Origin of the sequence: Nostocoides sp. F2B08 (assembly GCF_009184895.1) — a bacterium.
GTDB lineage: Bacteria > Actinomycetota > Actinomycetes > Actinomycetales > Dermatophilaceae > F2B08.
Window position 1 is genome coordinate 321,896 of record NZ_WESE01000002.1, and the last position, 25,015, is coordinate 346,910.

30 protein-coding genes are annotated in these 25,015 nt (G+C 71.7%); 10 read left to right on the top strand and 20 right to left on the bottom strand.

Going from position 1 to position 25,015, the window contains the following annotated elements; genetic code table 11:
* Positions 1 to 4: 4 nt before the first annotated feature.
* The 7 genes from GA707_RS05165 to GA707_RS05195 form a co-directional block, all read right to left on the bottom strand.
* Positions 5 to 1,231, bottom strand: a complete 1,227-nt coding sequence (locus GA707_RS05165; RefSeq protein WP_152177343.1) for a substrate-binding domain-containing protein — start codon at positions 1,229 to 1,231, stop codon at positions 5 to 7.
* Positions 1,232 to 1,341: 110 nt separating this feature from the next.
* Entirely contained in the window at positions 1,342 to 2,532 is a 1,191-nt protein-coding gene (locus GA707_RS05170) for a winged helix DNA-binding domain-containing protein (RefSeq protein ID WP_152177344.1), read from the bottom strand.
* On the bottom strand, positions 2,529 to 3,011 hold the full coding sequence (locus GA707_RS05175) for an NUDIX domain-containing protein (protein ID WP_226963546.1): 483 nt from the start codon (positions 3,009 to 3,011) through the stop codon (positions 2,529 to 2,531). Before GA707_RS05175 ends, GA707_RS05170 begins: the two co-directional genes overlap by 4 nt.
* The gene (locus GA707_RS05180) at positions 3,008 to 4,366 is read right to left on the bottom strand and encodes a CoA transferase (protein WP_152177345.1); all 1,359 of its coding nucleotides are present in this window, start codon (positions 4,364 to 4,366) and stop codon (positions 3,008 to 3,010) included. Before GA707_RS05180 ends, GA707_RS05175 begins: the two co-directional genes overlap by 4 nt.
* A gap of 58 nt (positions 4,367 to 4,424) precedes the next feature.
* The gene (locus tag GA707_RS05185; RefSeq protein ID WP_152177346.1) at positions 4,425 to 4,655 is read right to left on the bottom strand and encodes a hypothetical protein; all 231 of its coding nucleotides are present in this window, start codon (positions 4,653 to 4,655) and stop codon (positions 4,425 to 4,427) included.
* 337 nt (positions 4,656 to 4,992) lie between these two features.
* A complete protein-coding gene (locus GA707_RS05190) occupies positions 4,993 to 5,631 on the bottom strand; it encodes a CPBP family intramembrane glutamic endopeptidase (protein WP_152177347.1) in 639 nt (212 codons plus the stop codon).
* 17 nt (positions 5,632 to 5,648) lie between these two features.
* A complete protein-coding gene (locus tag GA707_RS05195; RefSeq protein WP_152177348.1) occupies positions 5,649 to 6,095 on the bottom strand; it encodes an SRPBCC family protein in 447 nt (148 codons plus the stop codon).
* 29 nt (positions 6,096 to 6,124) lie between these two features.
* Here GA707_RS05195 and GA707_RS05200 point away from each other — a divergent pair, with 29 nt between their 5' ends.
* Entirely contained in the window at positions 6,125 to 6,772 is a 648-nt protein-coding gene (locus tag GA707_RS05200; protein WP_152177349.1) for a pyridoxamine 5'-phosphate oxidase family protein, read from the top strand.
* Between the two features lie 32 nt (positions 6,773 to 6,804).
* A complete protein-coding gene (locus GA707_RS05205; protein ID WP_152177350.1) occupies positions 6,805 to 7,800 on the top strand; it encodes an LLM class flavin-dependent oxidoreductase in 996 nt (331 codons plus the stop codon).
* Positions 7,801 to 7,815: 15 nt separating this feature from the next.
* Here GA707_RS05205 and GA707_RS05210 read toward each other — a convergent pair whose 3' ends face one another.
* The 3 genes from GA707_RS05210 to GA707_RS05220 are packed head-to-tail and all read right to left on the bottom strand — an operon-like array spanning position 7,816 to position 9,448.
* Positions 7,816 to 8,604 carry a matrixin family metalloprotease gene (locus tag GA707_RS05210; protein WP_152177351.1) on the bottom strand — a complete coding sequence of 263 codons (789 nt, stop codon included), beginning with the start codon at positions 8,602 to 8,604 and terminating at the stop codon, positions 7,816 to 7,818.
* 26 nt (positions 8,605 to 8,630) lie between these two features.
* A complete protein-coding gene (locus GA707_RS05215; RefSeq protein ID WP_152177352.1) occupies positions 8,631 to 9,122 on the bottom strand; it encodes an SRPBCC domain-containing protein in 492 nt (163 codons plus the stop codon).
* Positions 9,119 to 9,448, bottom strand: coding sequence for a helix-turn-helix transcriptional regulator (locus GA707_RS05220; protein ID WP_152177353.1), 330 nt, complete (start codon positions 9,446 to 9,448; stop codon positions 9,119 to 9,121). Before GA707_RS05220 ends, GA707_RS05215 begins: the two co-directional genes overlap by 4 nt.
* A gap of 95 nt (positions 9,449 to 9,543) precedes the next feature.
* Between GA707_RS05220 and GA707_RS05225 the strand changes: the two genes are divergently transcribed.
* Together GA707_RS05225 and GA707_RS05230 are read left to right on the top strand one after the other, a co-directional pair.
* Positions 9,544 to 9,933, top strand: a complete 390-nt coding sequence (locus GA707_RS05225) for a pyridoxamine 5'-phosphate oxidase family protein (protein WP_193315179.1) — start codon at positions 9,544 to 9,546, stop codon at positions 9,931 to 9,933.
* 18 nt (positions 9,934 to 9,951) lie between these two features.
* A complete protein-coding gene (locus GA707_RS05230) occupies positions 9,952 to 10,419 on the top strand; it encodes a GyrI-like domain-containing protein (protein ID WP_152177354.1) in 468 nt (155 codons plus the stop codon).
* 10 nt (positions 10,420 to 10,429) lie between these two features.
* Here GA707_RS05230 and GA707_RS05235 read toward each other — a convergent pair whose 3' ends face one another.
* From GA707_RS05235 to GA707_RS05245, 3 genes are read right to left on the bottom strand one after another with little or no spacing between them, the layout of a single operon-like run.
* A complete protein-coding gene (locus GA707_RS05235; protein ID WP_152177355.1) occupies positions 10,430 to 10,966 on the bottom strand; it encodes a DUF1697 domain-containing protein in 537 nt (178 codons plus the stop codon).
* 15 nt (positions 10,967 to 10,981) lie between these two features.
* Positions 10,982 to 12,583, bottom strand: a complete 1,602-nt coding sequence (locus GA707_RS05240) for an alpha-amylase family glycosyl hydrolase (protein ID WP_152177356.1) — start codon at positions 12,581 to 12,583, stop codon at positions 10,982 to 10,984.
* A gap of 26 nt (positions 12,584 to 12,609) precedes the next feature.
* Positions 12,610 to 12,963 (bottom strand): helix-turn-helix transcriptional regulator, encoded by a 354-nt coding sequence (locus GA707_RS05245; RefSeq protein WP_152177357.1) that lies wholly within the window; start codon positions 12,961 to 12,963, stop codon positions 12,610 to 12,612.
* Between the two features lie 80 nt (positions 12,964 to 13,043).
* Here GA707_RS05245 and arsM point away from each other — a divergent pair, with 80 nt between their 5' ends.
* On the top strand, positions 13,044 to 13,922 hold the full coding sequence (gene arsM / locus GA707_RS05250; RefSeq protein WP_152177358.1) for an arsenite methyltransferase: 879 nt from the start codon (positions 13,044 to 13,046) through the stop codon (positions 13,920 to 13,922).
* On the opposite strand, the gene GA707_RS05255 is transcribed toward arsM, so the two are convergent.
* The gene (locus GA707_RS05255; RefSeq protein WP_152177359.1) at positions 13,903 to 14,724 is read right to left on the bottom strand and encodes a phytanoyl-CoA dioxygenase family protein; all 822 of its coding nucleotides are present in this window, start codon (positions 14,722 to 14,724) and stop codon (positions 13,903 to 13,905) included. The genes arsM and GA707_RS05255 overlap by 20 nt on opposite strands.
* Before the next feature lie 75 nt (positions 14,725 to 14,799).
* Between GA707_RS05255 and GA707_RS05260 the strand changes: the two genes are divergently transcribed.
* Together GA707_RS05260 and GA707_RS05265 are read left to right on the top strand one after the other, a co-directional pair.
* Complete coding sequence (locus GA707_RS05260) at positions 14,800 to 15,762, top strand: GNAT family N-acetyltransferase (RefSeq protein WP_152177360.1); 963 nt, start codon at positions 14,800 to 14,802, stop codon at positions 15,760 to 15,762.
* Positions 15,763 to 15,840: 78 nt separating this feature from the next.
* Positions 15,841 to 16,818 carry an alpha/beta hydrolase gene (locus GA707_RS05265; RefSeq protein ID WP_152177361.1) on the top strand — a complete coding sequence of 326 codons (978 nt, stop codon included), beginning with the start codon at positions 15,841 to 15,843 and terminating at the stop codon, positions 16,816 to 16,818.
* On the opposite strand, the gene GA707_RS21130 is transcribed toward GA707_RS05265, so the two are convergent.
* The 6 genes from GA707_RS21130 to GA707_RS05295 form a co-directional block, all read right to left on the bottom strand.
* The gene (locus tag GA707_RS21130; RefSeq protein WP_226963547.1) at positions 16,799 to 18,295 is read right to left on the bottom strand and encodes an HNH endonuclease signature motif containing protein; all 1,497 of its coding nucleotides are present in this window, start codon (positions 18,293 to 18,295) and stop codon (positions 16,799 to 16,801) included. The genes GA707_RS05265 and GA707_RS21130 overlap by 20 nt on opposite strands.
* A gap of 291 nt (positions 18,296 to 18,586) precedes the next feature.
* Positions 18,587 to 19,909: a glycosyltransferase gene (locus GA707_RS05275; protein WP_152177362.1), complete on the bottom strand. Its 1,323-nt coding sequence runs from the start codon at positions 19,907 to 19,909 to the stop codon at positions 18,587 to 18,589.
* The gene (locus tag GA707_RS05280; protein WP_152177363.1) at positions 19,906 to 21,816 is read right to left on the bottom strand and encodes a glycosyltransferase; all 1,911 of its coding nucleotides are present in this window, start codon (positions 21,814 to 21,816) and stop codon (positions 19,906 to 19,908) included. Before GA707_RS05280 ends, GA707_RS05275 begins: the two co-directional genes overlap by 4 nt.
* 52 nt (positions 21,817 to 21,868) lie before the next feature.
* Positions 21,869 to 22,378 (bottom strand): DUF305 domain-containing protein, encoded by a 510-nt coding sequence (locus tag GA707_RS05285; RefSeq protein WP_226963548.1) that lies wholly within the window; start codon positions 22,376 to 22,378, stop codon positions 21,869 to 21,871.
* Positions 22,379 to 22,400: 22 nt separating this feature from the next.
* On the bottom strand, positions 22,401 to 23,063 hold the full coding sequence (locus tag GA707_RS05290; RefSeq protein WP_152177364.1) for an ATP/GTP-binding protein: 663 nt from the start codon (positions 23,061 to 23,063) through the stop codon (positions 22,401 to 22,403).
* On the bottom strand, positions 23,047 to 23,379 hold the full coding sequence (locus GA707_RS05295) for a YnfA family protein (protein WP_152177365.1): 333 nt from the start codon (positions 23,377 to 23,379) through the stop codon (positions 23,047 to 23,049). Before GA707_RS05295 ends, GA707_RS05290 begins: the two co-directional genes overlap by 17 nt.
* A gap of 104 nt (positions 23,380 to 23,483) precedes the next feature.
* Between GA707_RS05295 and GA707_RS05300 the strand changes: the two genes are divergently transcribed.
* The 3 genes from GA707_RS05300 to GA707_RS05305 are packed head-to-tail and all read left to right on the top strand — an operon-like array spanning position 23,484 to position 24,979.
* Positions 23,484 to 24,026, top strand: a complete 543-nt coding sequence (locus tag GA707_RS05300; RefSeq protein WP_152177366.1) for a hypothetical protein — start codon at positions 23,484 to 23,486, stop codon at positions 24,024 to 24,026.
* Positions 24,027 to 24,045: 19 nt separating this feature from the next.
* Entirely contained in the window at positions 24,046 to 24,561 is a 516-nt protein-coding gene (locus tag GA707_RS20735; RefSeq protein ID WP_193315180.1) for a hypothetical protein, read from the top strand.
* 25 nt (positions 24,562 to 24,586) lie between these two features.
* Positions 24,587 to 24,979, top strand: a complete 393-nt coding sequence (locus GA707_RS05305) for an SRPBCC family protein (protein ID WP_193315181.1) — start codon at positions 24,587 to 24,589, stop codon at positions 24,977 to 24,979.
* Positions 24,980 to 25,015: the final 36 nt, after the last annotated feature.

Here is a 25,015-nt window from a genome sequence, read left to right on the forward strand (position 1 = left end):
TCGGTCAGCCGGCTGCCGGCGGGGCGACGGTCTCGGCGTCGACGCTCGTGACCAGCTCCGGGGTGTAGGAGCCGTCGTCACCGGCGACCAGACGGGCCTGGAACATCGGCTGGATGACCGCGTGGTCCTCGGCGCGGATCTCGACCTCGCCCTTGACCGAGTCGAAGGTCGCTCCCTCGAGCGCCGCGATCATCGAGTCGACCTCGGTGCCGCCGCCCTCGGTGAGGGCGTGCGCGACCATCTGCGCGGCCAGGAACCCGTCCGGCGAGAACAGGTCGGCCTGCGCGCCGTTCTCCTCGAGGTGCTCGATCATCGCCGTCTCCGCCTCGGTGCCGCCTGCACCGCCGAAGTAGTGGTTGAGGAAGTTGAGCTGCTCACTCGCCTCGCCGTACGCCTGGTAGGAGGCGACGTCGCCGAGACCGGTGACGACCGTCGTCGCGTCGAAGACGCCCTGCTGGCCGAGGGCCTCCCACATCGCACCGGTGGTGGCACCGGCCCAGGCGACGAAGACCAGGTCCGGGGCGGCGTCGACGATCTGGGTCGCGAACGGCGTGAACTCGGTCGCATCCTCGGCGACGAGGACGGAGGACACCTCGGCGCCCGCTCCGCCGAGCACGGCTTCGACACCGGCGACGTTGCCCTGCCCGAACGCGTTGTCCTGGGCGAAGACGAGCACGGACTGACCCTCGATGTCGTCGAGGAAGGTGCCGGCGGTCGCTACGTCCTGGTAGGTCTGACGACCCGAGCGGAACGTGTACTCGTTGACGCCGGTGATCGCGTCGGTCGCGGCCGGGCCCGAGATGTAGAGCACCTGGTTCTGCGCGGCCTGCTCGGCGAGCTGGGCGGCGATCCCCGAGGACGCCGAGCCGGCGACGATGTCGACCTCACGACCGACGAGGTCCCGGAACTGGCTCACCGCGGTGTCGGGGTTGCCCTGGTCGTCGACCCACTCGAAGGTCACGTCGAAGCCGTCGAGCTCGCCGTCACCCTCGGTCACGTAGTCCCACCCGGCCTCGAAGCCGGCCTGGTAGGCCTCGCCGTAGGCGCCGAGCGAGCCGGTGAGGGAGGTGAGCATGCCCACCGTGACCTCGGTCGCCTCGGCCCCCTCGGTGGCCGTCGTGTCGGTGCCGGTCTCCCCGTCGGAGGAGTCGGTCGGGCTTGGTGCACACGCCGAGAGCGTCAGGGCCGAGGCGGCCAGGATCGCTGCGGCGAGCTTCGAGTGTGTCCGCATGTCGTGCCTTTCAGAACCGGGAAGCGATGAACCTGACATGTGATTCAGGTGTCAGGAACGTATGCCGCGATGCCCGCCCCCGTCAAGTGACACCGCTCATGTCGCCCCGGTCAGGGCATCGGCTCGCCCTTCATCAGGTGCGACTTGTAGACCGACGAGACGACGACGCCGTCGAACCACCGCGTCAGTCGGGCAGCCTCGGCCTCCAACGCGGCCACGGCGTCCGGGCCGGGATCGGACCGGAGAATCACGCGCACCGCCCCGTCCTCGTCCTGGACCCACCCGCCGACGACGCGACCGCACCACCACGCGGTCGTCCCGATGTTGCCGTTGGTGTCGACCAGGTAGGGCACGTCGGCGGGGTCGAGGTAGAAGTCCCGCTCCTTCCATCCCATCGCCGTCGGGTCGAGGACCGGGAGCAGGGCGGCCCAGGGGCCGGGATCCGGCACGTCGCCGACGTCCTCCGATGCCACCCACGCGGGCCGGCCGTCCTCCAGCCGCACCGCCCCCGCGCCGGAGTCCGCCAGCGCCCGCCGCACGGCCGACCGGGTCGAGCCGAGCCACCACACGAGGTCGTTCTCCGTCCCCGGACCGAAGGTGCGCAACCAACGGGCGACGAGCACCGCATACCCTTCGGGCTCGGAGAGCGGCTCGGGTGAGCCGCCGAACCAGGCCTCCGTCGCGATCCAGCGCGGGCGCGAGGTCCGCCAGTGGCCCGCGTTGTCGGCGCGCATGATCCGGCCCTCGGCGCCTAGGACCGTCAGGACCCGCGGTGCGATGTTGATCGTGCCGCCATAGGTCGTGCCGTTGCCGAAGCTCAGCTGCCCCGCCAGCTCGGGGAGCTGTTCGCGCAGCTCGGTCGCCGACAGCGCTGCACCGTCCGCCAAGCGGTCGAGCACCGCGGAGCACGCGGCCGCGAGCCAGCGCGGACCGTCGGCGGCGATGCCGGCCCGCTCGGCCTCCTTGGCGATGAGCCGACGCTGCTGCTCGGCCACCCGCGCGCTCGCGCTGCCGAGCGCGGCGGGCAGCAGGTCGCGAGTGAAGCCGAAGAGGGTTCGCCGCATCGCGAGCTGCTTGACGACGCTGCGGTCGGTGTAGAGCGCCCGGTCGACGTCCTCGACCGAGCACTCGCCCCGCACCGCCGCCGACAGGTAGACGGTCGCCGGCTCCGTGGCGTGCAGGGCGACCATCGCCTCGGTCACGTCCTCGACCGAGGCGGCCCGGTGCGGCCGCACCAGCCGGTGGCGGACCGCGATCCGGGCCCGGCGCTGGTCGTCGGTGACAAGCGGAGGCGCGCTCACGTCAGGAGTTCCTCGAGCCGGTCGAGGAAGGCGACCTGTGACTTCACGATCGCCCGGCGCGCGCGGTCGAGCGAGAGCCACTCTGCCCGGTCCACCTCGGGGAACTCCGCCACTCGCCCCGAGCGCGGTGGCCACTCGAGCGTGAACGTCGAGCTCGTGACGTAGGCGAGCGACCGGTCGGCGGCCACCGCCCAGGCGAGGATCCGCTTGCCGGACGAGCGCGTCTCGCCCAGCGGGATCGCCTCCGGCACCGGGAGATCCACGCCGGTCTCCTCCTCGAACTCGCGGTGCGCGGCGGCGAGAGGCTCCTCCGACGCGGGGTCGTACTCACCCTTGACGACCGACCACGCGCCGTCGTCCTTGCGCGCCCAGAACGGACCGCCCATGTGCCCGAGGAACACCTCGATGTCCCGCGATCCGCCGCCGTCGGTCAGCGCGTACGGCAGCAGGCCGGCGCTGTGCCGGGCCGCCGGACTCACCGGATGTCGTCCTCCCAGCGCGGCTCGTCCGCGCCCCACAGTCCGCCCATGTGCGCGAACGCGTCGCGGTCGTCGATCGTGAACGGCGGGCGGCTCGCGAGGATCAGCCCGGCGTCACCGCGGACGACCGTCTGGTACGTCTCCGGAGCCGGGACGTAGTGACCCTGCTCCAGGTCGGGCTCGGCGTCGAGCAACCAGTGTGCGGTGCGCGCGAGGTTGGCCGAGACCCGCCAGATCCCGCCGCTCATCGACCGCGCCCGCAGCGCCGCGAAGACACCGGCCGCGAGGAGGTAGCCGGTGGAGTGGTCGAGCACCTGGGCCGGCAGGACGCCCGGCTGGACGCCGTCGGGGGACTCCGCCATCGCGACGCCCGTCGCGGCCTGCACGATCGAGTCGAACCCGCGTCGGTCGCCCCAGGGTCCGGTGCCCCAGGCGTTCAGCGTGGCGTGCACGACGTGCGGGTGGTTCTCGGCGAGCGCCTCGGAAGACAGGCCGTACGCGTCGAGGGCGCCGGGGCGGTAGCCGGTGACGACGACGTCGGCCTGGGCGAGCAGCTCCTCGAAGGTCGCCCGGTCGGCGCGGTCGTCGAGGTCGAGGAGAGTGGAGCGCTTCTCGGCCCCGACGAGGGCGTACTGGTCGGCGGGCTCGAGGAGGTGCGGACTGTCGACCCTCAGCACGTCGGCGCCGACATAGCCGAGGGTCTGGGTCGCGATCGGCCCGGCGATGACCCGGGTGAGGTCGAGGACCTTGGGGCGGTACGGCGCCTCGACCGGTTCGTGCTCGCCCACGAGGTCACGGGCGAGGAGCGGCATCTCCTGCACGGCCTGACCCTGCGGGCTCTCCCGCCACTCCTGCGCGCTGCGGACCCGGGCGGCCACGCCGTCTGCGGCGAAGATCGCGTCCTCGACCTCCTGGGCGCTCATTCCCGCGATCACGGCGGCGGCTGCGTCCCGGTCGGCGTCGTCGCCGAGCCCGAGGGCGGTGAGCATGCGCTCGCGGTGATGCGGGTAGTTCGCGTGTGTGCGCACCCACCCGTCGGAGGCCTCGAAGAATCCGGAGAGCGGCGCGAAGGCCGCGAACGGTCGCCCGTCGAGGCTCTGCAGCTGGTCGCCCCGGAACGACACCGAGACCTGGCGGGGGTCGACGACGACATGGGAGCCGCCGTGCAGGGCGAGCCCGCTCAGGGCGGCCGCGGCGACCGAGCCGCACGCCAGGGCGTTGACGGCGAGCGGCGACGGGAGTCCGTTGCCCGGCTGGACGAGCAGGTGGGCGCTCGCATACCGGTCATCGAGGCCGAGAGCCGGCAGGACATCGCCGAGGAGCGCGTCGACCTGGGTCGGTGGGGTGACTGTCACCTGTTCAACTGTATGCGGCGCGGCCTCTCCCCGCAGGTCCCTGAGGATGCGACCCCGCTCACGCCCCCGGAACGGTGGGTCCGAGAGCCGCCCGGGCGACCTCGTCACTGACCTGCTCCCCGCCCTTCTTCGCGAAGTACTCCCGGGCGAAGGTCATCCGGGACACGGTCACCAGCACCAGTCCGGCGACGAAGATGAGGATGGCCATCGCCAGGGGGGCGCCCATACCGAGGATCGCCGTCTCGGTGTACGACGCCGCCGGGTCCGCACCATCGCGCGAGTCCCCCACGAGAAGGTCGTCCCGCAGTCCGGGTCGGCGCGGTTCATGTAGTGGAAGGCGCCCGCGATGAAGAGCATCGGGATGAAGCTGATGATCAGCACCGCCGGCGCCTTCGTGCCGGCGATGACCGCGATCGAGCCGAGGACCGCCGCGATCGTGTGGGCAGGCGCCATCTAGTCGACGCCGATGGACACGCCGTCCCAGAACCCGACCGCCCCGGACTTCAGTCCCTTGCTCGGGTGGGCCACGCCCTGGTCCGTGACTCCCTCGGTCACTCGAAAGCCTCGGTCATCACTCGAAAGACTCCGTCATGCAGCACACTATGGCGGACCGACAGTCGTCGGCGCTACGACGTCGTCCTCGCGGCCGCCACGGCCGCCGTGCCGTTGAGGGCCCAGTGGCCGGCGATGCCGGGCAGGACCGATCCGCTCCGCCGGCGCAGGGCCGTGAAGCCGAGTCCGGCGACCGTGGTGGCGGCGACCGTCACGGCAGCGCCGAGGAGACGACCGCGGCCGCCGGGGCCGACCGGAGTGGCGCCGAGGACGTGCCAGGCGCCGAAGGCGAGCGCACCGGCGAGGTCGGCCGCTCCGGGGGACAGGTGCCGGCGCAGCGAGGCGTCGAGGACCCCGCGGAACGCGATCTCCTCCGGAACAGCGACCGACAGCGGGATGGTCCCGAGGGCCGCCCGACGGGCGAGGGCGGGCGTCGCATAACGGGCGAGGTCCCCGACGTCCGGTGTCCACGGGTGCATCGCGACCGCGCCGACCCCGGCGGCCGTGACCGTCGCCGCGGTGGCCGCGGCGGGCAGGTCGACGCGCAGGGCCTCACGACCCAGGCCCATCTCCTCCCAGCCGAGCCCCCCGGCACGTGCCATGACGACGAGGGCGGCGACGCCGGCCGGGACGACGAGCCCGGCCGGGTGCCGCGTGCGCTGGGCGGCGATGTTGGTCGCAGCGAGCGCCGCCAGGACGCCCGCCGACCGCACGGCCGCACGGGAAGCGCTCAGGATGACGCGCCTTCGAGGATGGCGCGGATCCGGGCGAGGTCGGCCCGGTTCGCGCGGCGCATGGCCATCGACATGGCGGGTGCGGCGATCGCTCCGAAGCCGCTCGGCTCGCCGTGGTTGCGCAGGGTCATCCGCGTCCTCGCCGCGTCGACCGCGTCGAAGGAGTAGGTCGTCGTCATCGGGAACGGACCCTCGCTCGTGCTCATCGTCAGCCGCCTGCCGGGTTCGAGCTCGTGGACCTCGTAGGTGTAGGTCAGCGTCCGACCGAGGAAGCGGGCGGAGAACAGCATCCGGCTGCCCACCTCCAGCCGACCGGGAGTGACCAGCTCCACCCGGTCGATGTTCGCGTACCACTGCGGGGCCGTGGTGGGGTCGGAGGCGTAGGCCCACACGTCCGCGATGGGACGGGCGATGACGATCTCGGTGGTGACGTCGACGGGCATGGCCACCATCGTCGCGCATGATGTGTCCTATGCCCCGCACGACCGCCACCCGGCTGCCCGAGAAGATGTCCGGTGACCGGGCCGAGCTCGAGCGCCTGCTCGCCGAGGTCGTCGTCGGTCATGTCGGCCTCGTCGACGAGGACGGGCACCCCGTCGTCATCCCGACCGCCGTCGTGCTCGACAGCGACCGTCTCCTCCTGCACGGCTCCTCCGGATCCCGGTGGATGCGCAGGCTGGCGACGGGGGCGCCGGTCAGTGTCACGGTGACGGCGATCGACGGCGTCGTCGTGGCGCGGACGGCGTTCGAGTCCTCCCTGTCATACCGCAGCGCGGTCTTCTTCGGGTCGTGCCGGCCGGTCTCCGCGGAGGGTCAGGTGGAGGCGCTGGCGGTGATCACCGAACGGCTGGTCCCGGGTCGGGTGGCCGAGGTGCGCGGCTCGACCCGGCGGGAGCTCGCCGCGACCCTCGTGCTCGAACTGCCCTTGACCGACTGGTCGCTCCGGGTCTCGGCAGGCCCCCCGACGGATGAGCCGGAGGACGTCGCGGGCCCCGCCTGGGCGGGCAATCTCGCGATCCAGCGGAGGTATGCGTCGCCCACCCCCTCCCCGGACCTGCGCCCGGGCATCCCGGTCCCCGAGTCGGTCCGGGTGATGGCGGCTCGAACCCCCCGCGTTTAGCCGCTGCGGAGGCCGAGGAGTAGAAAAGAGGGATGGTCCCCCTCTCCATCCTCGACCTCGCCGTGGTGCGTCGCGGCCGACCCGTCGCCGAGGCGCTCGCCGAGAGCGTGACGCTGGCGCAGGACGCCGATCGGCTCGGCTTCACCCGGCTCTGGTTCGCCGAGCACCACAACATGCCGGGCATCGCCTCGGCCGCCACGTCGGTGCTCATCGCCCACATCGCCACGCACACCGAGCGGATCCGGGTGGGCTCGGGCGGCATCATGCTGCCGAACCACTCCCCGCTCGTGATCGCCGAGCAGTTCGGGACGCTCGCCGAGCTGCACCCGGACCGGATCGACCTCGGGCTGGGCCGGGCACCCGGCACCGACCCACGCACCCTGCTCGCGCTGCGCCGGGACGCCCGGGCCTCGGACCGCTTCCCGGACGACATCCGCGAGCTCCAGGGGTATCTCGGCGACGAGACGATGATCAAGGGCATCAACGCCTACCCGGGCAAGGGCACCAAGGTCCCGCTCTACATCCTCGGCTCCTCGCTGTTCGGCGCCCAGCTCGCTGCAGCGTTCGGTCTGCCCTACGCCTTCGCCAGCCACTTCGCCCCGGACGCTCTCGAGCACGCGGTCGCCGTGTACCACGAGCGTTTCCAGCCCTCGGCGCAGCTCGACCGGCCGCACGTCATCGCGGCGGTCAACGTCGTCGCGGCGGACGGCACGGAGGAGGCGCGCATCGCATACGACTCGGTCCTGCGCTCCAGGGTCCGGGCCCTGGCGACCCGCGTTACCGGGGAGCGCCCCATCGACGACGACGAGCTGAGCGTGCTCATGGACTCACCGGTCGGGGACCAGGCGAGGCACATGCTCACGTACACGGCCGTCGGGGACGCGGCGGCCGTCGCGGCCTACCTCGAGAGTTTCGCGCTCCGGGCCCAGGCCGACGAGCTCATGGTGACCAACGCCAGTCCCGACCTCGAGGGCCGCCGGCGGGCTCTCGAGATCCTCGCCGGGCTGACGGTGGGCTCCCCCGTCTGACCGACCGAACCCGGGCTATGAGCACGCCGCGTCGCGCAGGTGTGCTAGGCCGGCACGGTCACCCGGCCCGAGCTCGGTCCGGCCGTTCCCGGTGGCACGCATGAGCTCGCCGGGGGCGTCGGTGTGCCCGAGTCCGAGCACGTGGATCAGCTCGTGGACGAGGACCGCCTCGGCGTACTCGAACGGCACGTCGTCGTTCACGACGTCGGTGTCGAGCGCGACCACACCCCCGACCGCGGTGACCCGGCCGGGGCCGGCGGGCAGCGCATACACCGACCCGCCGATTCCGGCCACGTCGCCGGCGAGCTCGGCCACCTCGCCCTCGTCGGCGAACCCGAGGAGGACCGGGCCCTGTGAGCGGTCGAGGAAGTCGCGCTCCGTGGTCTCGCCGACGACCTCGAAGCGGAAGCCGCTCGCGGCGTTGACCCGGGTGACGGCGGCGTCGATCAGCTCGTCGTAGTCGGCCGGGGCGCCCTCCGGGTTGACGACGATCGGGATGCTCTCGTCGCAGCGCCAGGTCACCGGAGACTCCCCGTCGCTCTGGACCCGGGCGAAGGTGTAGCCCGGTCCGCCGGATCCCTCGGCGCCGTCGAGGCCGTCGTCGTAGGTCAGCCCCGGCGACCCTCCGGACAGGGAGCCGGCAGCCCGGACCAGGCGATCGACGAGCGACTGCGAGCCCGACCCGGGGTCGGCGACGAGGAGGAAGCCGACCGCGGCCGTCACGACGAGCGCCACGAGCGTGGGCAGCGCGCTTCCCTTCCGCCGACGAGGGCGGGACCACTCGTCATCGTCGTACCAGGCCATTCGTCCATGGTCTCAGGCGGTGCGGGTCATCCTCCGGCGCCGACCATCGCATGACCCGTCTCCAGAAGGGTCTTCATGCTCGCGAGAACCCATGGCCACCCGCCGCCGCCCTGGTCCGCGCCGCCGCTGCCGATGACCTCGGCGGCGGTGTTCGGCGCACCCGTGCAGTCGTGGGTGAGGGTGACGCCGGTGAGCGGCCCGGCATACTCCGTCAGCTCCCACGTGAGAGTCGTGTCCTCGTCGTGCCAGGCCGGGCGCCAGGTCTGGATGAGCCGCTTCGGCGGGTCGACCTCGAGGACGCGGCCGCTGATGGCGACGTCGCCGAGACCCATCTCACGCATCTGCGGGGTCGTGAGGTTGCGGTAGTCGCCGCCCGGCGTGAGATCGACCTCGACCGGGCCGCCATAGCCGTACTTCGTCGTGAAGTCCGAGCTGGTGATCGCCTCCCAGACCCGCTCGATGGGTGCCTCGATGTAGATCCTGAAGACCTGGATGTCCTGTGGCGTGGTGCTGCTCATGGTGTGTCCTCCAGCTGTCGCTTGAGATCGGTGAGCGCCACGGTGTGGTGCTCGGTGAACTTGTCGATCCACCGGTCGTGGATCGACCTGATGGGCACGGGGTTGAGGTGGTGCAGCTTCTCCCGGCCCTGCTTGCGGGTGACGACGAGCCCGGCCTGCTCGAGCAGGCGCAGGTGCTTGGACACCCCGAACCTCGTCATCTCGGTGTACTCGGTGACGACCGCTTCCAGCTCGCTCAGGGTGCGGCCGCCGCGGACGAACAGGGCGTCGAGGAGCAACCGCCGCGTCGGGTCGGCCAGCGCCTTGAACACGAGGTCGTCGTCCACCTCTCGAACATAGGTGACCTTTTGGTCACCTGTCAATGGGGAAGGCCGAGTCGGAACCGTCCCCGCACGTCGGCGGCACGTGGGACAGTGAGGTCATGAGCATCGTCGTGGACCTCCAGCGGCTGGGCGAGACGCTCGCCGACTACCCCTTCGGATACCTGCTGACCACATCACGGGGCGCGGTCAAGGCGGTGACCGTCTCGGCGCGGGTCGTCGACGGGCAGGTCGACATCCCCGTCGGCAGCGGTGGCAGCGCCCGCAACCTCGCCGACAACCCGACCGCCACCCTGCTCTTCCCCCCGACCGAGCCGCGCGGTTACTCGCTCATCGTCGACGGCACCGCGTCGGCGACCGACCACGGCTTCCGGCTGAGCCCGGCCACGGCCGTCCTCCACCGGCCCGCCGACCACGCGGAGGCCGCCGACGGCAGCCAACCCGCGCATACCCACGACAGCAGTTGCGGGCACGACTGCCGGCCGGTCTAGGAACGACGGGAGCGCGCGATGACCGACACCGACCCCCACGTGGTCACCCTCGAACCCGTCACGGCGGCCGTCATCCGCGAGACCGTGCCGATGGGTGAGCTGACGGCGTACTTCGACCGGACGTTCCGCCTCGTCATGGAGGTCGCAGCGGCTCAGCAGGTCGCCGTCACCGGGCCGCCCTTCGCCGCCTACCACGGAATGCCCGGCCAGTCCGTCGACGTCTCCGGCGGCTTCCCCACGGCTGGGCCGATCGGACCGTCCGACGGGGTGACGGCGATGACGCTGCCCGGCGGGCGTGCCGTGCAGCTCGTGCACGCGGGGTCGTACGACACCCTCGAGGAGTCCTACGGCCGGCTGATGACGTGGATGGAGCACCGCGGGCTCGAGCGCGCCCCGCTGATGTGGGAGACGTACCTGACCGAACCGACCCCCGACGGCGATCCCGCGGACAACCGCACCCTCATCACCTGGCCCATCGTCGACTGAGCTCGGACCCTCAGCACCACTTCTCGGTGATCGTCCGCAGCACGGTGATGGTACGCGCGGTGCCCTCGCCGAGGGCGGCGTACTCCTTGGCGGCCAGCAGGCGGGAGGTGTGGATGTCGCCGTCGATCAGTGTGTATGCGGCGCGCCCCTCGACGACGACCCGCTCGCCCTCGACGTCGATCGCCAGGAGATTCGCGATGGCTGCCGGGTCCGGCGGGGCGTGGAAGAGGGTGACGTAGTGGCGAGCACCCGGTCCGCTCCCGTCCCGCAGCTCCAGACCGCGCTCGGTGAGCTCGCGCACCTCCCGCGGGGTGAAGACCAGGGTCGGCACCTCGAAGCCGCGGTCGGCGAGGTAGGCCTGCTCGAGCGCATCCCGCACCCTCGCGGGTGAGCGCAGCGACGTCGTCAGCCGGACGTTGCCGGTGTTGATGTAGGTCTCGACGTCGCGGCCGCCGGCCGCCTCGGTCGCGGCGGCGATGTCGGCCTTGGGGAACTTGCGGGTCGCGCCGAGGTTGATGGCCCGCAGGAAGGCGATGTAGTCGGGCATGGCTGTGGCGACGAATCAGCGGGCGAAGATCCCGTAGCCGAACCCGTCGAGCTCGACGCCGACTTCGGTGAGGCGAGCGCCCGATCCGAAGATCGGCTGCATGGCGGCGCTTTCGTCGGTCACAAGAACGGCCGGCTCACGGCGTGGGTTGACGACGACGAGGTGATCGTCGCCCCTCAGCCAGGCGAACGGATAGCCCTCGGTGAGCACCCTGGTCGGCTCGTGACCCTGGAGGGCGGGCGTGCGCTTGCGCAGCGCGATGAGCTCTCGGACGAGCTCGAGCGTCGAGCCGGCGACACCGTCCTGCGCGGCGACGGTCGGCCGGTCCGGGTCGGGGTCGATCGGCAGGTAGAGATCCGCCGGGTCGGCGCTCGAGAAGCCGGCGTTCGGGCCGTCGTCCCACTGCATCGGGGTCCGACACCCGGCGCGGTTGTACCCCGGGTTGCAGATCGCGCCCTCGACATCCGGCATGCCGGGTAGGTAGCGCATCCCGATCTCGTCACCGTAGTAGAGGCTCGGGATCGAGCCCCACGTGAAGATGAAGGTCAGGGCGGCGCCGAGCTGCTCGGGGGTGCGGCCGCCGCAGCGCAGCCGGTTGAAGTCGTGGTCGGCGGTCGCGAGGATGACCGGTCGCTGCGGGTCCTCGGCCCGCCAGAGCGCCCACAGGTCGAGGAAGGTCTTCGTCGACCCCTCGCCCTCGGCCGCGAAGAAGGGCGGCCGGGGCTCCTGCCACGGCAGGATGCCCGCCGAGTGGTCGTCGAACAGGCTCGCGTGGGCGGCCATGATGACGAGCGCGAAGTCGGCGTCGAACGCGAACGGGCCGCCGGTGCGCGGCTCGGCCCCCTCGGGGATGAGCACGGCGTCGGGGTGGGCCTGGTCCATCCAGTCGCGGATCTCCCGCCAGATGCGGGCCGAGGCCTTCTCTCCCTCGGTCAGGCCTTCGTCCTTGACGAGGGAGAACGCCATGTCGACGCGGAAGCCGGACACCCCTTTGCTGAACCAGAAGTCGAGGATGTCGCGCAGCGCCTGCTTGTTCCGCTGCGGCCCCGGGGCATCCATGGCGTCCCGCCACGGGTGGGCCGGGTCGGTGTGCACCCAGCCGAAGTTCAGAGCGGGCTGCTCGTCGTAGAAGTTCTTGAGGTACCAGCCGGGGCGAGGCCCGGGAGAGGGCACCCACGCCGGGATGCCGGGCAGGTCGACGTCCCAGCCCTTCTCCGGCTCGTCGGTGCGCCAGATGTAGCGGTCGCCCTCCGGACTCGGCCCGTCCGCCGCCAGCTCCGCCTGGAACCACGGGTGCTCGATCGACGTGTGCCCGACGACGAGGTCGAGGATGACCCGGATGCCGCGCTCGCGTGCCTTCTCGACGAGCTCGACCATGTCGTCGTTGGTGCCGTAGCGGGGCGCGATCCGCAGGTAGTCGGAGACGTCGTAGCCGGCGTCGACGAAGGGCGACTCGAAGCACGGGTTGAACCAGATCGCGTCGACCCCGAGCGAGGCGATGTGGTCGAGCCGGTCGATGACACCGCGCAGGTCGCCGATCCCGTCGCCGTCGCTGTCGGCGAAGGACTGCGGGTAGATCTCGTAGATGACGGCGTCACGCAACCAGGTCCCGGGCATGACGGCAAGCCTGCCAGAGGTATGCGTCAGCCGGGTGAGACCAGTGCGGCCAGGGCCGCGAGGGCCCGGGGTCGGACCCGGTAGTAGACGTAGGTGCCGCGCCGCTCGCTCTCGACGAGTCCGGCGTCACGCAGAGTCTTGAGGTGGTGCGAGATCGTCGCGGACGAGAGGTCGAACGCCGGGGTGAGCTCGCACACGCACACCTCGGGGGCCGACGCGATCAACGAGGCGAGCCGGAGCCGGACGGGGTCGCCGAGGGCCTTGAACATCGGCGCCAGCCGGTCGGCGTCCTGCTCGGTGACCGGCGAGGTGGCCAGGCCGCAGCAGGCCACCGTGTCCGCCCACTCTCCGGCGCTGGTGATCGTCACGTCGGTCGCCATATCCCTATCTTGACAGAAATCGAAATAGGGAGCACAGTCAGAGGTGTTGATTCGATAACCATCGAGACAGGAGCGAGACCATGACGACCACCCACTTCTCCGACGACGAGGTCCGCGAGGCGGTCCGATCGCGCTATGCCGAGGCGGCCTCACTGTCTCTCGCGGGGTCGCCGTCGAGCTGCTGCGGCTCGGGCGAGAGTGGAGCCGGCGGCTGCTGCGGTGAGGGGTCCAAGCTCCAGGGCGTCGATCCGATCACCTCTGGCCTCTACGAGGACGCCGACGTGCCGTTCGACGCGGCCCTGGCCGCCTCCCTCGGCTGCGGCAACCCGACCGCGCTGGCCGAGCTGCGGCCGGGCGAGGACGTCCTCGACCTCGGCTCCGGCGGGGGACTGGACGTGCTGCTCTCGGCGCGGCGGATCGCTCCGGGGGGCACCGCATACGGACTGGACATGACCGCCGAGATGCTCGAGCTGGCCGAGAAGCACCGCGCAGAGGCCGGGGTCGAGAACGCCAGGTTCATGCTCGGCTCCATCGAGGACGTGCCGTTGCCCGACGCGTCGGTCGACGTCGTGATCTCCAACTGCGTCATCAACCTCAGCCCCGACAAGGACGCGGTGCTGCGCGAGTCGTTCCGCGTGCTGCGTCCCGGCGGCCGGTTCGCGGTCTCCGACATCGTCCTGACCCGCGATATCGACGAGTCACTGCGCGGGGTCGTCGCCCTGTGGACGGGGTGCATCTCCGGCGCCCTGCGCGACGACGACTACGTCGCCCGGCTGGGTGCTATCGGCTTCGAGGACGCCTCCGTGGAGGTCACCCGCCGCTACGACCGGGAGGCCCTCGAGGGGATGGCCGGCCAGCTCGACCCGTCGCACCTGCCCGAGGGGATGACTCTCGCCGAGACGGTCGACGCGCTCGACGGGTCGTTCGCGAGCGCCTTCATCAGGGCCCGGAAACCGTAGGAAAGAGGGGGTCGTCCATCGGCGCTCCGCGCGGGATGACGCCGACGAGCTCGTCGAACGGCGGTGAGGTGATCCAGTCCCTCGGGGCGTGGGTGGCGTCGCCGGCGAGGTAACGCAGCGACAGCACCCGGCGACGACCCTGGAACGGGAAGCCCGGTGCGCCGTGGATGGTGAGGAAGTCGAAGAAGATCGCGTCACCTGGTTCCAGGTCCGCCGCCCGGATGTCGTATGCGTCGGGCGCCTCGTCGATGTCCGGCAGCTCCTCGAGGGTGCCCTCCGGGAACCACTTGGCCTTGCCGTCGAGGAAGGTCCGCGGCATCTTCCACGGTCCGTCGTGGCTGCCGGCGACGAGCTCCAGGCAGCCCGCGACCGGAACCGGGTCGACCGGGATCCACGCGCTCGTGCCGTGCCCGTCGACGTTGTAGTACGGCTGGTCCTGGTGCCAGGGGGTGCGCTGCTTGGTCCCACCCTCCTTGACGAGGACGTGGTCGTGGTAGAACCGCACCGGCTGCCCCTCCGGGGTCCAGCGGGCGAGCAGCTCGGTGGCATAGCGGGGCACGTCGGAGTGCAGCGCGAGCCGTTCGATCTGGGGAATCTGCTGCCATCGGCGGAAGTCCTCGACGAATCGGCCGGGGTCGTCGATTCCGCTCGCGACCTGGGTGAGCATGCCGCTCTCGCGCAGCACCGCCTCGATCCCCTCGCGGGCGAGCTCGACCTCCTCCGGCGTGAGAACGCCCCGGAGGACGAGAAGTCCGTCGCGGTGGTAGGCCTCGACCTGCTCGTCGGTGAGAAGCGACTCCATGGCGGTCATCGTAGGGGTCCGGCTCCAGATGAAAAGGGGTGGCCCGGCGCAACCGTCGAGGGCCACCATGGACGGATGACCGTCGACACCGCACTGCGTTGGAGCCACCTCACGACCGACGATGTCGGAGCCTGGCACGAGCTGATGAACCATCTCGCCGAGGTCGACGACACCGGCGAGACCTTCACCCCCGAGGTCCTCACCGAGGAGCTCGGCGAGCCCGGCTTCAGCCCGGAGACCGACAGCTGGACCGTCTGGGACGGCGACCGGCTCGTCGCCTACGGAGTCGTGTCGGTCAGCATGACTCCGGACCACGAGGGCCGGGTCCGCTGCCACGTCGGCATGGGCGGGGTGCACCAGGACTGGCGGGGCCGCGGGATCGGGCGCGAGCTGATCGGCCGCATGGAGGAGCGTGCCGTCGCCATGGCGAGGGAGCGGCACCCCGGGACCCCCGCATACCTGCGGGCGTCCGGCGGTGTCGAGGGGGCGCACGTGCGCCGCATGCTGACCCACCGCGGGTATGCGATCGTCCGGTACTTCAACGACCTCACCCGACCGCTGCCGGGGGATCCGCTGCCGGACATCGCTGTCGACGGCTTCACCATCGTCAGCGAGACCGACGACCTCGAGGAGGAGGCGCGGCTCGCGCACAACGCGGCGTTCGCCGACCACTGGGGAGCGACGGACATCACGGCGGAGCAGTGGGCGCACTACTGGAAGTCCTCGAGCGGACGTCCGGAGCTCTCGAGCCTGGTCGTCGACGATGACGGCCGGGTCCTCGCGTATGTGTTCGCCAGCCACTTCGTGCCCCACGAGCTCTACGTCACAATCGTCGGGACCCGACCGGAGGCCCGCGGGCGCGGACTGGCCGCAGCCTGTCTCGCGCGCACACTCCGGCTCGGCATGGCGACGGGTGAGTTCGACACCGCGCGGCTGGACGTGGACTCGGCCAGCCCGACCGGCGCGACCCGGCTCTATGAGCGGCTCGGGTTCCGGACCGTCCGCACCTTCGCCTCGATGCAGCGGGACGTGGACTGACGCCAAGCCTGTCGCGGGGAGCGGACATCTGCTTGGCTGGCACCACCCGTGCAACGACGCCGAGTGAATGGAGTCCCCATGTCGTCGAGTGACACCTCGTCCACCGTCTCCCGCCGCGACCTGATCGACCCGCCCTGTCGGGAGCCGCTCGACCAGCTGCTCGAGGCGCTGCCCGGAGGCTTCAACGCCATCCCGGACATCGTCGCGCGAAGGGCCACGGTCGACCAGATGCTCGCGATGATGCCGGCGCCGGAGAACCCGGGCGTCGGCATTGAGGACCGCATGGTGCCCGGGCCGGAAGGGGCGCCGGAGGTCAGGGTGCGGATCTACCGTCCCGAGGGTGCCGGCGATGCACTCCCCGGCGTGTACTACATCCACGGCGGCGGCATGATCCTCGGCACCGTCGAGGGCGAGGAAGGCAGCGCGATGCGGATCTGCCACGAGGTCGGCGCGGTCGTCGTCTCCGTCGACTACCGCCTCGCGCCGGAGAACCCGCACCCCGCTCCGGTCGAGGACTGTTACGCCGGACTCGTGTGGACGGTCGAGCACGCGGACGAGCTCGGGATCGACGCCGGCCGGATGGCGATTTACGGCGGAAGTGCCGGTGGTGGGCTGGCGCTCGGCACCGTTCTGCTCGCCCGGGACCGCGGTGGGCCACAGCTGTCGTTCATGATGCCGATCTATCCGATGATCGACGACACGAACACCTTGCCGTCGACGCACGAGATCACGGACATCGGGATCTGGGACCGGTCCGGAAACCTCGAGGCGTGGGAGTGGTACCTCGGCGGCAAGGAGGCCGACCAGTACGCGGCGCCCGCCCGCGCCGAGGACCTCAGCGGCCTGCCACCCGCGTTCATCGACGTCGGCACGGTCGACATGTTCCGCGACGAGGACATCGCCTTTGCGCAGCGACTCATGCAGGCGGGCGTGCCGTGCGAGCTGCACATCCATCCCGGCAGCTACCACGCGAGTGAGACCTTCGCGCCCGATGCCGCGCTGTCGCAGCGCATCTGGGCTGGGCGGATCGACGCGCTCAGGCGGGCACTGCACTAGCCGCTCCGTCCGTGGCCCCGTCCGATCCTGCCGTCGAGGGTGCCCCCGCTCTCGGTCGCGCGGGTGGTGGGTGGCTGGTGTAGGTGTGTCCGGTGGGGGTGGTCAGGGTGACGGCCCGCTCCTTCGGTTCGGTACCGGTGTCCTCGGTGTGGGTGGTGTCGGTGACGGTGGCGGCCCAGCCGGGTGCTTCTTTGGCGTGGTTGCACGCCGCGCACACCCCGCGGCCGTTGACGTAGCTCGTCGGGCCACCGGACCGGTGCGGGATGGTGTGGTCGACGTGCCTGATCGGCGCCCCGCAGTACGGGGTCGCGCAGATCCGGTCGCGGTACTCGATGAGCCTTCGCAGCAGCCGCGGGAACGAGCGGCGTTTGGAGTCCAGCGCCACCAGGTGCCGCCCGTCCGCAGAGGTGTACAGCCGGCGCAACCACACCCGACCCTGCTCGAACCGCGCCCGCCGCACCGCCGGATCGTCGGGGTCCGACGTCCCGCCGCGGTCATCGCGGCTGCCGTGGTCGTCGGGGTCGTCGTGGTCGTCGGCCTCGAGGAGGGAGAGGATCCAACGTCGGGCGGTCTCGGCGGGGATCGGGCCGTACCCGGGCACCTGCGCCGGCTCGTCGCCGCCGCCGAGCAGGGCGGTGTCGGTGATGATCAGCTGCAGCTCGACCGGATGCTCGGCGCTGCTCACGCCGGTGACCCGCTCGACGAGGGTGTCGGCCATGACCTGTCCGCGGGAGCGGCCGTCGCCGGACGCTGCGGCGGCCTTGGCCGCGGCGTCCAACGCCGCATAGACGGCGACCCCGTCGGCGACGGGGAGCAGCCCGGTCAGGTACGTCATCGTCTCCGGCGCGGGACGGCAGGTGACCCGCCGGTCCGCGCGCGCCCTCGCCGCCTTCTTGACCACGGCGTGCGGGTCGAGGCGGTACACCCACTCCTTGGTCTCGGCCTCCACCCGGCGGTCGCCGAGCTCGGGCAGCCGCTCGGCGAGGGCGGCGTCGACGTCGCGGCGCAGGTCGGGGTCGAGGATCGCGGTCTCCTTGGCGATGATGCCCGCCCGGTGCTCGCTGGTCTGCCCCCGGGCCAGCGCCGCGAGCGTCATCGGCAGGTCGGCGAGCAGGGCTCTGGCGGTGGCCAGCATCCGCCCACCCCGGTACGGGGACTGGCGGCAGGCGAGGCCGACCTGGGCGCCGATCCCGGAACCCCGGTCACGGGCCGTGACACCGCGGGCGGCCTGGTCGGCGACCTGGGAGTCGGCGAAGGCGACCAAGTCATGCGCCTGCGCCGCCGCCGCAGCCGCCTTCAACGCCTCCAGCACCCCGATCCGCTCCACCCGCGCCGGGTCGTCGTGAGCCGGCGACTCGGCACCGAGCCGCCCGATGAACGCGGCGATGTCGGCCGTGGTCAACGCGGCGGCCGCAAGCAGGGGCGCGGTGGTCTCGGTGATCTCGGTGGTGCGCTCTTTGCTGGTGGTGGGGTTCATGTCGACAACGCTAGAGGGCGCCACTGACAGTGCTTCCCGAGTGAATCGGGTTATCCACAAAAGGGATTCACCACGGCCGGCACCCGACCGTGACACGCCCGACACCCCACCCGGATGTGGACAACCGAGCTGCCCCGGCTCGGCGCGCCACGGACGGCGCAGCGGTGGCCACCACCGCGGATAGCCACCGCCGAACCATCCCTCGCGGCGCAGGAAGGGCGCACGCAGCAGGGAGGGCTCGCGGTCGATGCGCGACAGGCGAGACGAGGGATACGGACCCTCCCCGACGCGTCAGGTCACTGCCGCCCGAGCGCGCTGGGGACCCGGCTGCTCCCGCAGCCGCCGACCGAGGTCGTCGAGCCGAGCCGCCACTTCGTCCGGCAGAGCCAGGAGCCGACCCGCCGCCGCACGCAGCTCCTCCGGGGAGGCGGCATTCGGGTCCAGCGCCTCACCGAGACCGGTGCGCTCGAGCGCCGCCGCACCGGCGAACTGGTCCGTCGACAGCGGCAGTACGAGCAACGGCACCCCGGCCGTGAGCGCCTCCGTGACGCTGTTGTTTCCGCCGTGGGTGACGCCGAGCGACGCATGCCGCAGCAGCGTCACCTGCGGCAGGACAGCGCGCACGAGCCACTCCGACGGGATGGGGCCCAGGTCCGCCGGTGACGTGGACCCGCTCGCCAGCGCGACCCGCACCGGCGTCCCTCCAACCACTCCTCCCACCCTGAGACCCCGAAGCGCCTCGGCCACCCGTCGCAGGACATCCGACCGAACCGACAGGAAGCTGCCCAGGCTCACATAGACCACCGGCGCATGGGACTCCACCAGCCAGGCCTCGACCTCGGCGTCGACCGGCTCCTCCCGCACGGCCGACCCGAGGAACGCGTGCTCGCCCAGGAGTGCGGTGCGCTCGGGTTCGTGCAGCTCGTCGGGGTAGTTGAGGAGCAGCACGTCCCCGGTTTCGGCGAATGCGTCGCGGCTGGGCTCGGCCCTGCCGTCCAACGCGGCCAGGGCGGTGTTCCACTCCGCCGTGAAGCGGTCACGCACCCCCTCGCACACCGTCCGCAGTCGCGCGAGGTCCACCTCCGGCGGCTGCAGCCGCGTCGGCCACGCAGGAGGCAGACCATAGACCTCGTCGCCCACGACGAGCGCCGACGGATGCCCGAGCACGACGTCGGCGTGGCGCACGTGGGCCGCGCGCAGCGCCAGTCGGGCACTGAAGGCCAGGTGGTCGACGATGACCTGGTCGGGGCGCACCTCGTCGACGATCTCCTGCACCCGGCGCGCGACGGTGATCGGGTCCCACAACAGATCGGAGCGCCGCGCCCGCGCCTGGAACGTCAACGTCGCGACCGCTCCATCCCGCGTCGCCGCGAAGAAGCCCCGCAGCGCATCGTCCTCACCCTCGGGCTGCTCCTCGGCTCGGATGACCCCGGGGTTGGAGCCGCGCCCCAGTCGCAGGTCGACCCGCTCCAGGCCGAATCCGCGCACGAGTCCGTCGGTGGCCGGCCCGGTCGCGACGACGACCCGCTCCCCCGCGTCACGCCACGCGGTAGCCAGCGTGGCCAATGGGAACAGGTGCGAGGCGTAGTCGGGCGAGATGACGAGCAGGGTCACCCGGCGACCTTCTCACGCGGAACCCGCTCGTGAGCGACGTTCGCGTACACCGGCGCCAGCGCCTGAGCCATCGTCGTGATGCTGAAGCGGTCGAGCACGACCTGCCGCGCATGGTCGGCCCGTTCCTCGGTGTCCGGCGCCGCCGCCAGCTCGAGCGCAGCCGAGACGGCCGCACCGAGCGCTGCCGTGTCCGAGGTGTCGACGAGCACTCCGGTGACGCCGTCCTCGATGTATGTCGGCGGCCCACCCTCGTGCGGTGCGACGACGACGAGACCCGACCCGAGGGCCTCGCACAGCGCGATGCCGAACTCCTCTTTGAGACTGGCGCACGCATACACCCCATTCTGTGCGCTCAGGCCGGGGCGGCCCCGACGCACGGCCGACAGCCAGGCCGCCACGGTCGGATTCGTGCGATGGCCCGCGAGGAGCAGGCCGCAGTCAGGTCCGGTGTCGCACGGGACGATCTCGTCGAGCAGGTCCAGCTGGGCGGCCTCGTCGCTGGTCGGTCGCCTCAGATCGCCGCCGACGATGACGAGGTTGCAGCGGCTCGACAGCTCCGGGCTCTCGACCCAGGCCCGCGCGAGGGTGGCCATCCCCTTGACGGGGTGCAGACGTCCGACGCTGAGCACGAGCGGCAGCCCGCGGCGGTGCGGTGGGAGGGTCCCCAGGAGCGCGTCGAGGTCGGCGAGGGCCTTCTCGACGGTATGCGACGGTTGCCCGCCCTCGAGCGCTGCGGCCACCTGCCGGTCGGCTTCGTCGAGGGCCTCGACGTCGATGCCCTCGGGCACGACGTGGACGTCCTCGTCGGGGTCGAGGTGGAGCAGTCGGCGCAGGTCGCGCTCCAGCTGCGGGCGGGGGAAGGTGACCAGTGCCGCCGCCTGCTCGCGCAGGTCGCGCAGGAGGCGGATGCGGAAGACGAGGTGCTCGGCGAGGTCGGCCTCGACGAAAGTCTCCCGCGTGAGCGTGCCGGCCGCCTCGCGGGCGGCGAGGAGCGCGTGCGGGTCAGGGGCGAGGGTGAGCACGACGGGGATCCCCAGCTCCCGGGCGACCTGGGCACCGGCCCACGAGCCCACGTCGGCCATCCGCAGATGCAGGACGTCGACCCGTCCGGCAGCGCCGAGCTGGCGCCGCAGCCCTTCGAGCGCTGCTCCGCGCAACGTCCAGCTGCGGCTGGCCGGCGGCGCGGGGCGCGGGACGCGGATGCCGAGGTAGTGATGACCGTGCCCCGAGGCGGTGTCTCCGAGGACGGCCTCGTCGGAGCCGGTCTGCGGCGAGTCGTCAGCCTGGGACTCGCGAGAGAGGGTGAGGACGCGGTCCACGCCGGGCTCCTTGAGCAGCGCATCGCCGAGGCGCACCAACAAGGTGGCGATGCCGCCGGTGTCCCCCCGTCCGGCGTTGCTCAGCGACCCGTCGATCTCACCGTGCAGATAGAGCTGGGCGACCGTCAGCCCGCCACTCGACGATCCTGCGAGCAGTTCGGGCTCGAGAGGGGCGGGGCCGGGGCGCTCCGGCTCGTCGAACCATCGCTCGAGCGTCGCCTCGGCCAGTGTGCCCGCGAAGCCACCCTCGTCGACCATGGCGCGCAGCGGAGCCACGGCCGACCGGACCGGCGCGCTGGACGCGAGCGCCCAGGCGGCGTGCTCCCGGAGATGAGCCCGTTCGTCGCTGAGGAGCGGGACGAGAACGGCCTCGGCCACCGTCTCCCCGGCGAACGGGGCGGCGTGCACGGCGGCGAGCGCCACGAGCGGGTCGCCGTCGTCGATCGCGGCGCCGAGCTCCGTGCTCATCGCACCGCCCAGCCGGCACGCCTCGGCGGCGACCCCGTCGAAGGCGTCGACGGCGTCGAGGATCGTCGGAGCATCACGCACCCGCTCGAGCGCGGAACGCGCGGGTGCCAGGACGTTCATGATTCGACGCTACCCGCGTGTGCTACCTGTCAAGCGACGATCTCCGGTCGTCTCACCCGGAGTTCAGGTCGGCCAGGATCGCCTTCATCTCCGCGATCTCGCGCTCCTGCGCCTCGATGATCTCGTCGGCCAGCTGCTGGGCGCGCGGGTCCTCGAGGTTCGCGCGCTCGCTGGTCAGGATCGCGATCGAGTGGTGCGGGATCATCGCCCGCATCCAGGCGGAGTCGCCGATCGTCGCCTGGGAGCGGACCAGCCAGAGCCCGAGGGCGAACACGACGACGGCACCACCGACGATGGCGGCGTTGGCGGCTCGGCTGCGGTACATCCCGCGCATGAAGGCGAGCATGATGACGGCCATCGTCGCGGTCGACATCATCGTCATGAAGAATCGGGTCCAGCTCCAGTACACGTGGTCGACCTCGTAGGTGTTGAGGTACATCACGACGTACATCACGGCGCCGGCACTGAGAATCATGCCGAGAAAGCGCAGATAGGCGCGCATGTCCGGCCCCTCCGACTCCTGCGTCCCGTGGATGTTCGTCTCGCTCCGATGGTCGTTCACCGGTCCTCCTTCGGGTCGATGTCTACCCCTTCGTTCTACCCCATCCCGTCCCGTTCTCCCGCTCGGTCAGCACGAAGGTCGCTCGCTCCTGCGGGCGGCATTCGCGCAGGTAGATCCGCTGCCCCTCGACGTAGCGCCGCATCGCCGGATGCTCCGGATCGCCCGGGCTCCCGTCCCGCGCGGCGAGCCGGGCGGCGCTCACCTCGAACGGCACATCGAGGAACACCGACACGTCCCAGCTCTCCCGCAGCTCGGGCCGGTGGAGGAACAGCCCCTCGACGACGACCACCGCGTCCCGCCCCACCGTGACCGGCTCGGCCCGCACCGGCCGGTCGGCGACGTGGTCGAAGACCCGCGGCACGATCACATGCTCACGCCCGGTCCCCAACGGTGCGAGGACGGCCGCACGAACCGCTGCGAGATCGTAGCTGTCGCGCACGAACCCCTCCGGCGAGGACCGGCCGACCCGGTGGCGGACCGCCCGCGGATTGAGGAAGTCGTCGAGGTGGACCACGTGGACCTCGCGTCCGCTCCGTCGGTATGCGGTGGCCAGCTCGCCCGCGAACGTCGTCTTCCCGCTGCCGTCGACGCCGTCGACCCCGACCTTGGCGGGCCGGCCGGGGACGGGGGTCGCGGCGACGACCGCCTCGACCGGTGAGATGTTCGGATCAGGTGCGCGGCGCATACATGATCACCGCGACGCCGACCAGGCAGATGAGCGCACCGGCGATATCCCAGCGGTCCGGCTCGAACCCGTCCACCACGACTCCCCAGGGGAGCGACCCGGCGACGAACACCCCGCCGTAGGCGGCGAGGATGCGGCCGAAGTTCGCGTCCGGCTGCAACGTCGCGACGAAGCCGTAGAGCCCGAGCGCGACGACTCCCGCGCCGGCCCAGACCAGCCCCCGGTTCTCGCGGACGCCCTGCCAGACCAGCCAGGCGCCGCCGATCTCGGCGAATGCCGCGAGGACGAAGAGGGAGATGGAGCGGGCGACGATCATGGACCGATCCTGCCAGGGCCCTCGAAGATCCGTGTCAGCACGGATACCGCACCGATACCGCCATCCCTATCGTGAGAGGACCACCACCGACCAGAGGAGTCGTCATGACCCGCACGTCCCGCCTCGCCGCTCCCATCCTCGCCGCCGGACTCCTGTGCGCGGCGGCCGCGCCCGCGACCGCCGCACCGCCCGAGCGGTTCTCCCTCGACTTCGCCGACTCGGGCACCACGGGGGACTTCTGCGAGGCGGGGTTGGCGACGCAGCCGACGTTCACGTACGACCAGACCGGGACCGGCTCGGTGCGCTTGCGCGGCGGTATCCCCTACTTCCAGGGACACACCCGCATCGTCCAGACCTTCACGTACGAGGGCAGCACGGTCACGGTCCTCTCGCCCCATCTGCTCGAGAAGGACATCTCCGTCACCGACAACGGCGACGGGACGGCGACCCTCATCGTCCTGTTCACCGGGCCCGAGCGCACCCTGGACGAGAACGGCCGGATCCTCGCGAAGAACGACGGTCAGCTGCGCGAGCGGTGGCTGGTCGACCTCGAGGCGGACGAGATCGTCAGCCGCGAGGTGATCCTCGGCTCGACCGGCACGAACGACGACTTCTGCGCCGCGGTCCTCGAGCACTGGGGACTGTGAGTGCATATCCTCGGGACCCATGACCATTCCCGAGACGATCGACCGGACTCTCCTGCAGACGTACCTCTCCGACCATCTGACGGGCGCCACAGGCGTGCGCGCCCGCGCCCTGAAGATGGCGCAGTGGTACGCCAGCAGCGACATCGGCCCGGACCTCGCGAGAACGGCCGCCCAGCTCGACGCGGAGCAGGAGCACCTCAAGGACCTCATCGACCGGCTCGGTCTGAGCCAGCCGCTGCCCAAGCAGCTGCTCGCGCGCGTCGGTGAGCTCGCCGGACGCCTCAAGGCCAACGGCCGGGTCCTCACCGGCTCGCCCATGACTCCGCTCCTCGAGCTCGAGCTGCTCCGAGCGGCTGTCAACGGCAAGCAGGGTCTGTGGGAGACCCTCGTCGTCTATGCGCCCGAGCTCGGCCTGGACCCGCAGCGCTACCGGGACCTCGCCGACCAGGCGCGCGCGCAGGAACGCACCCTCGAGGAGCTGCACAGCCGGGTGCGCGGGGACGCCCTGCGTCCGGGCTCCGGTCCGCGCGGCTGACCGCACGCTCGGGGACGATGGAGGTATGCGGCACGCACTGACCGTCGACGGTCCCGCGCCCCTCGGGCTGGCCTGGGAGCGCTACGCCGACCCGGGGCTGTGGGCGTCCTGGGCCCCGCAGATCCGCGACGTCGAGTGGGAGGGTTCGCAGCGGCTCGCGCCGGGCATGACCGGGACGGTCCACGCGATCGCGGGGTTCCCCGTCCGGTTCGAGATCACCGACGTCGACGAGGCGGCCCACGACTGGGCGTGGACGGTGCATCCCCCAAAGGTGACCATGCATCTGCGGCACACACTCGCCGAGGCCGGCCGCGGCACTCGGGCCGGACTCGTCATCGACGGCCCCCTCCCCGTCGTGATCGCCTACACCCCTCTCGCCCACATCGCCCTCGGCCGGCTGCTCGCAGTGGACTCCTGAGCGGTTCGACCCGGGCCTTGGACAGCGGACATAGTC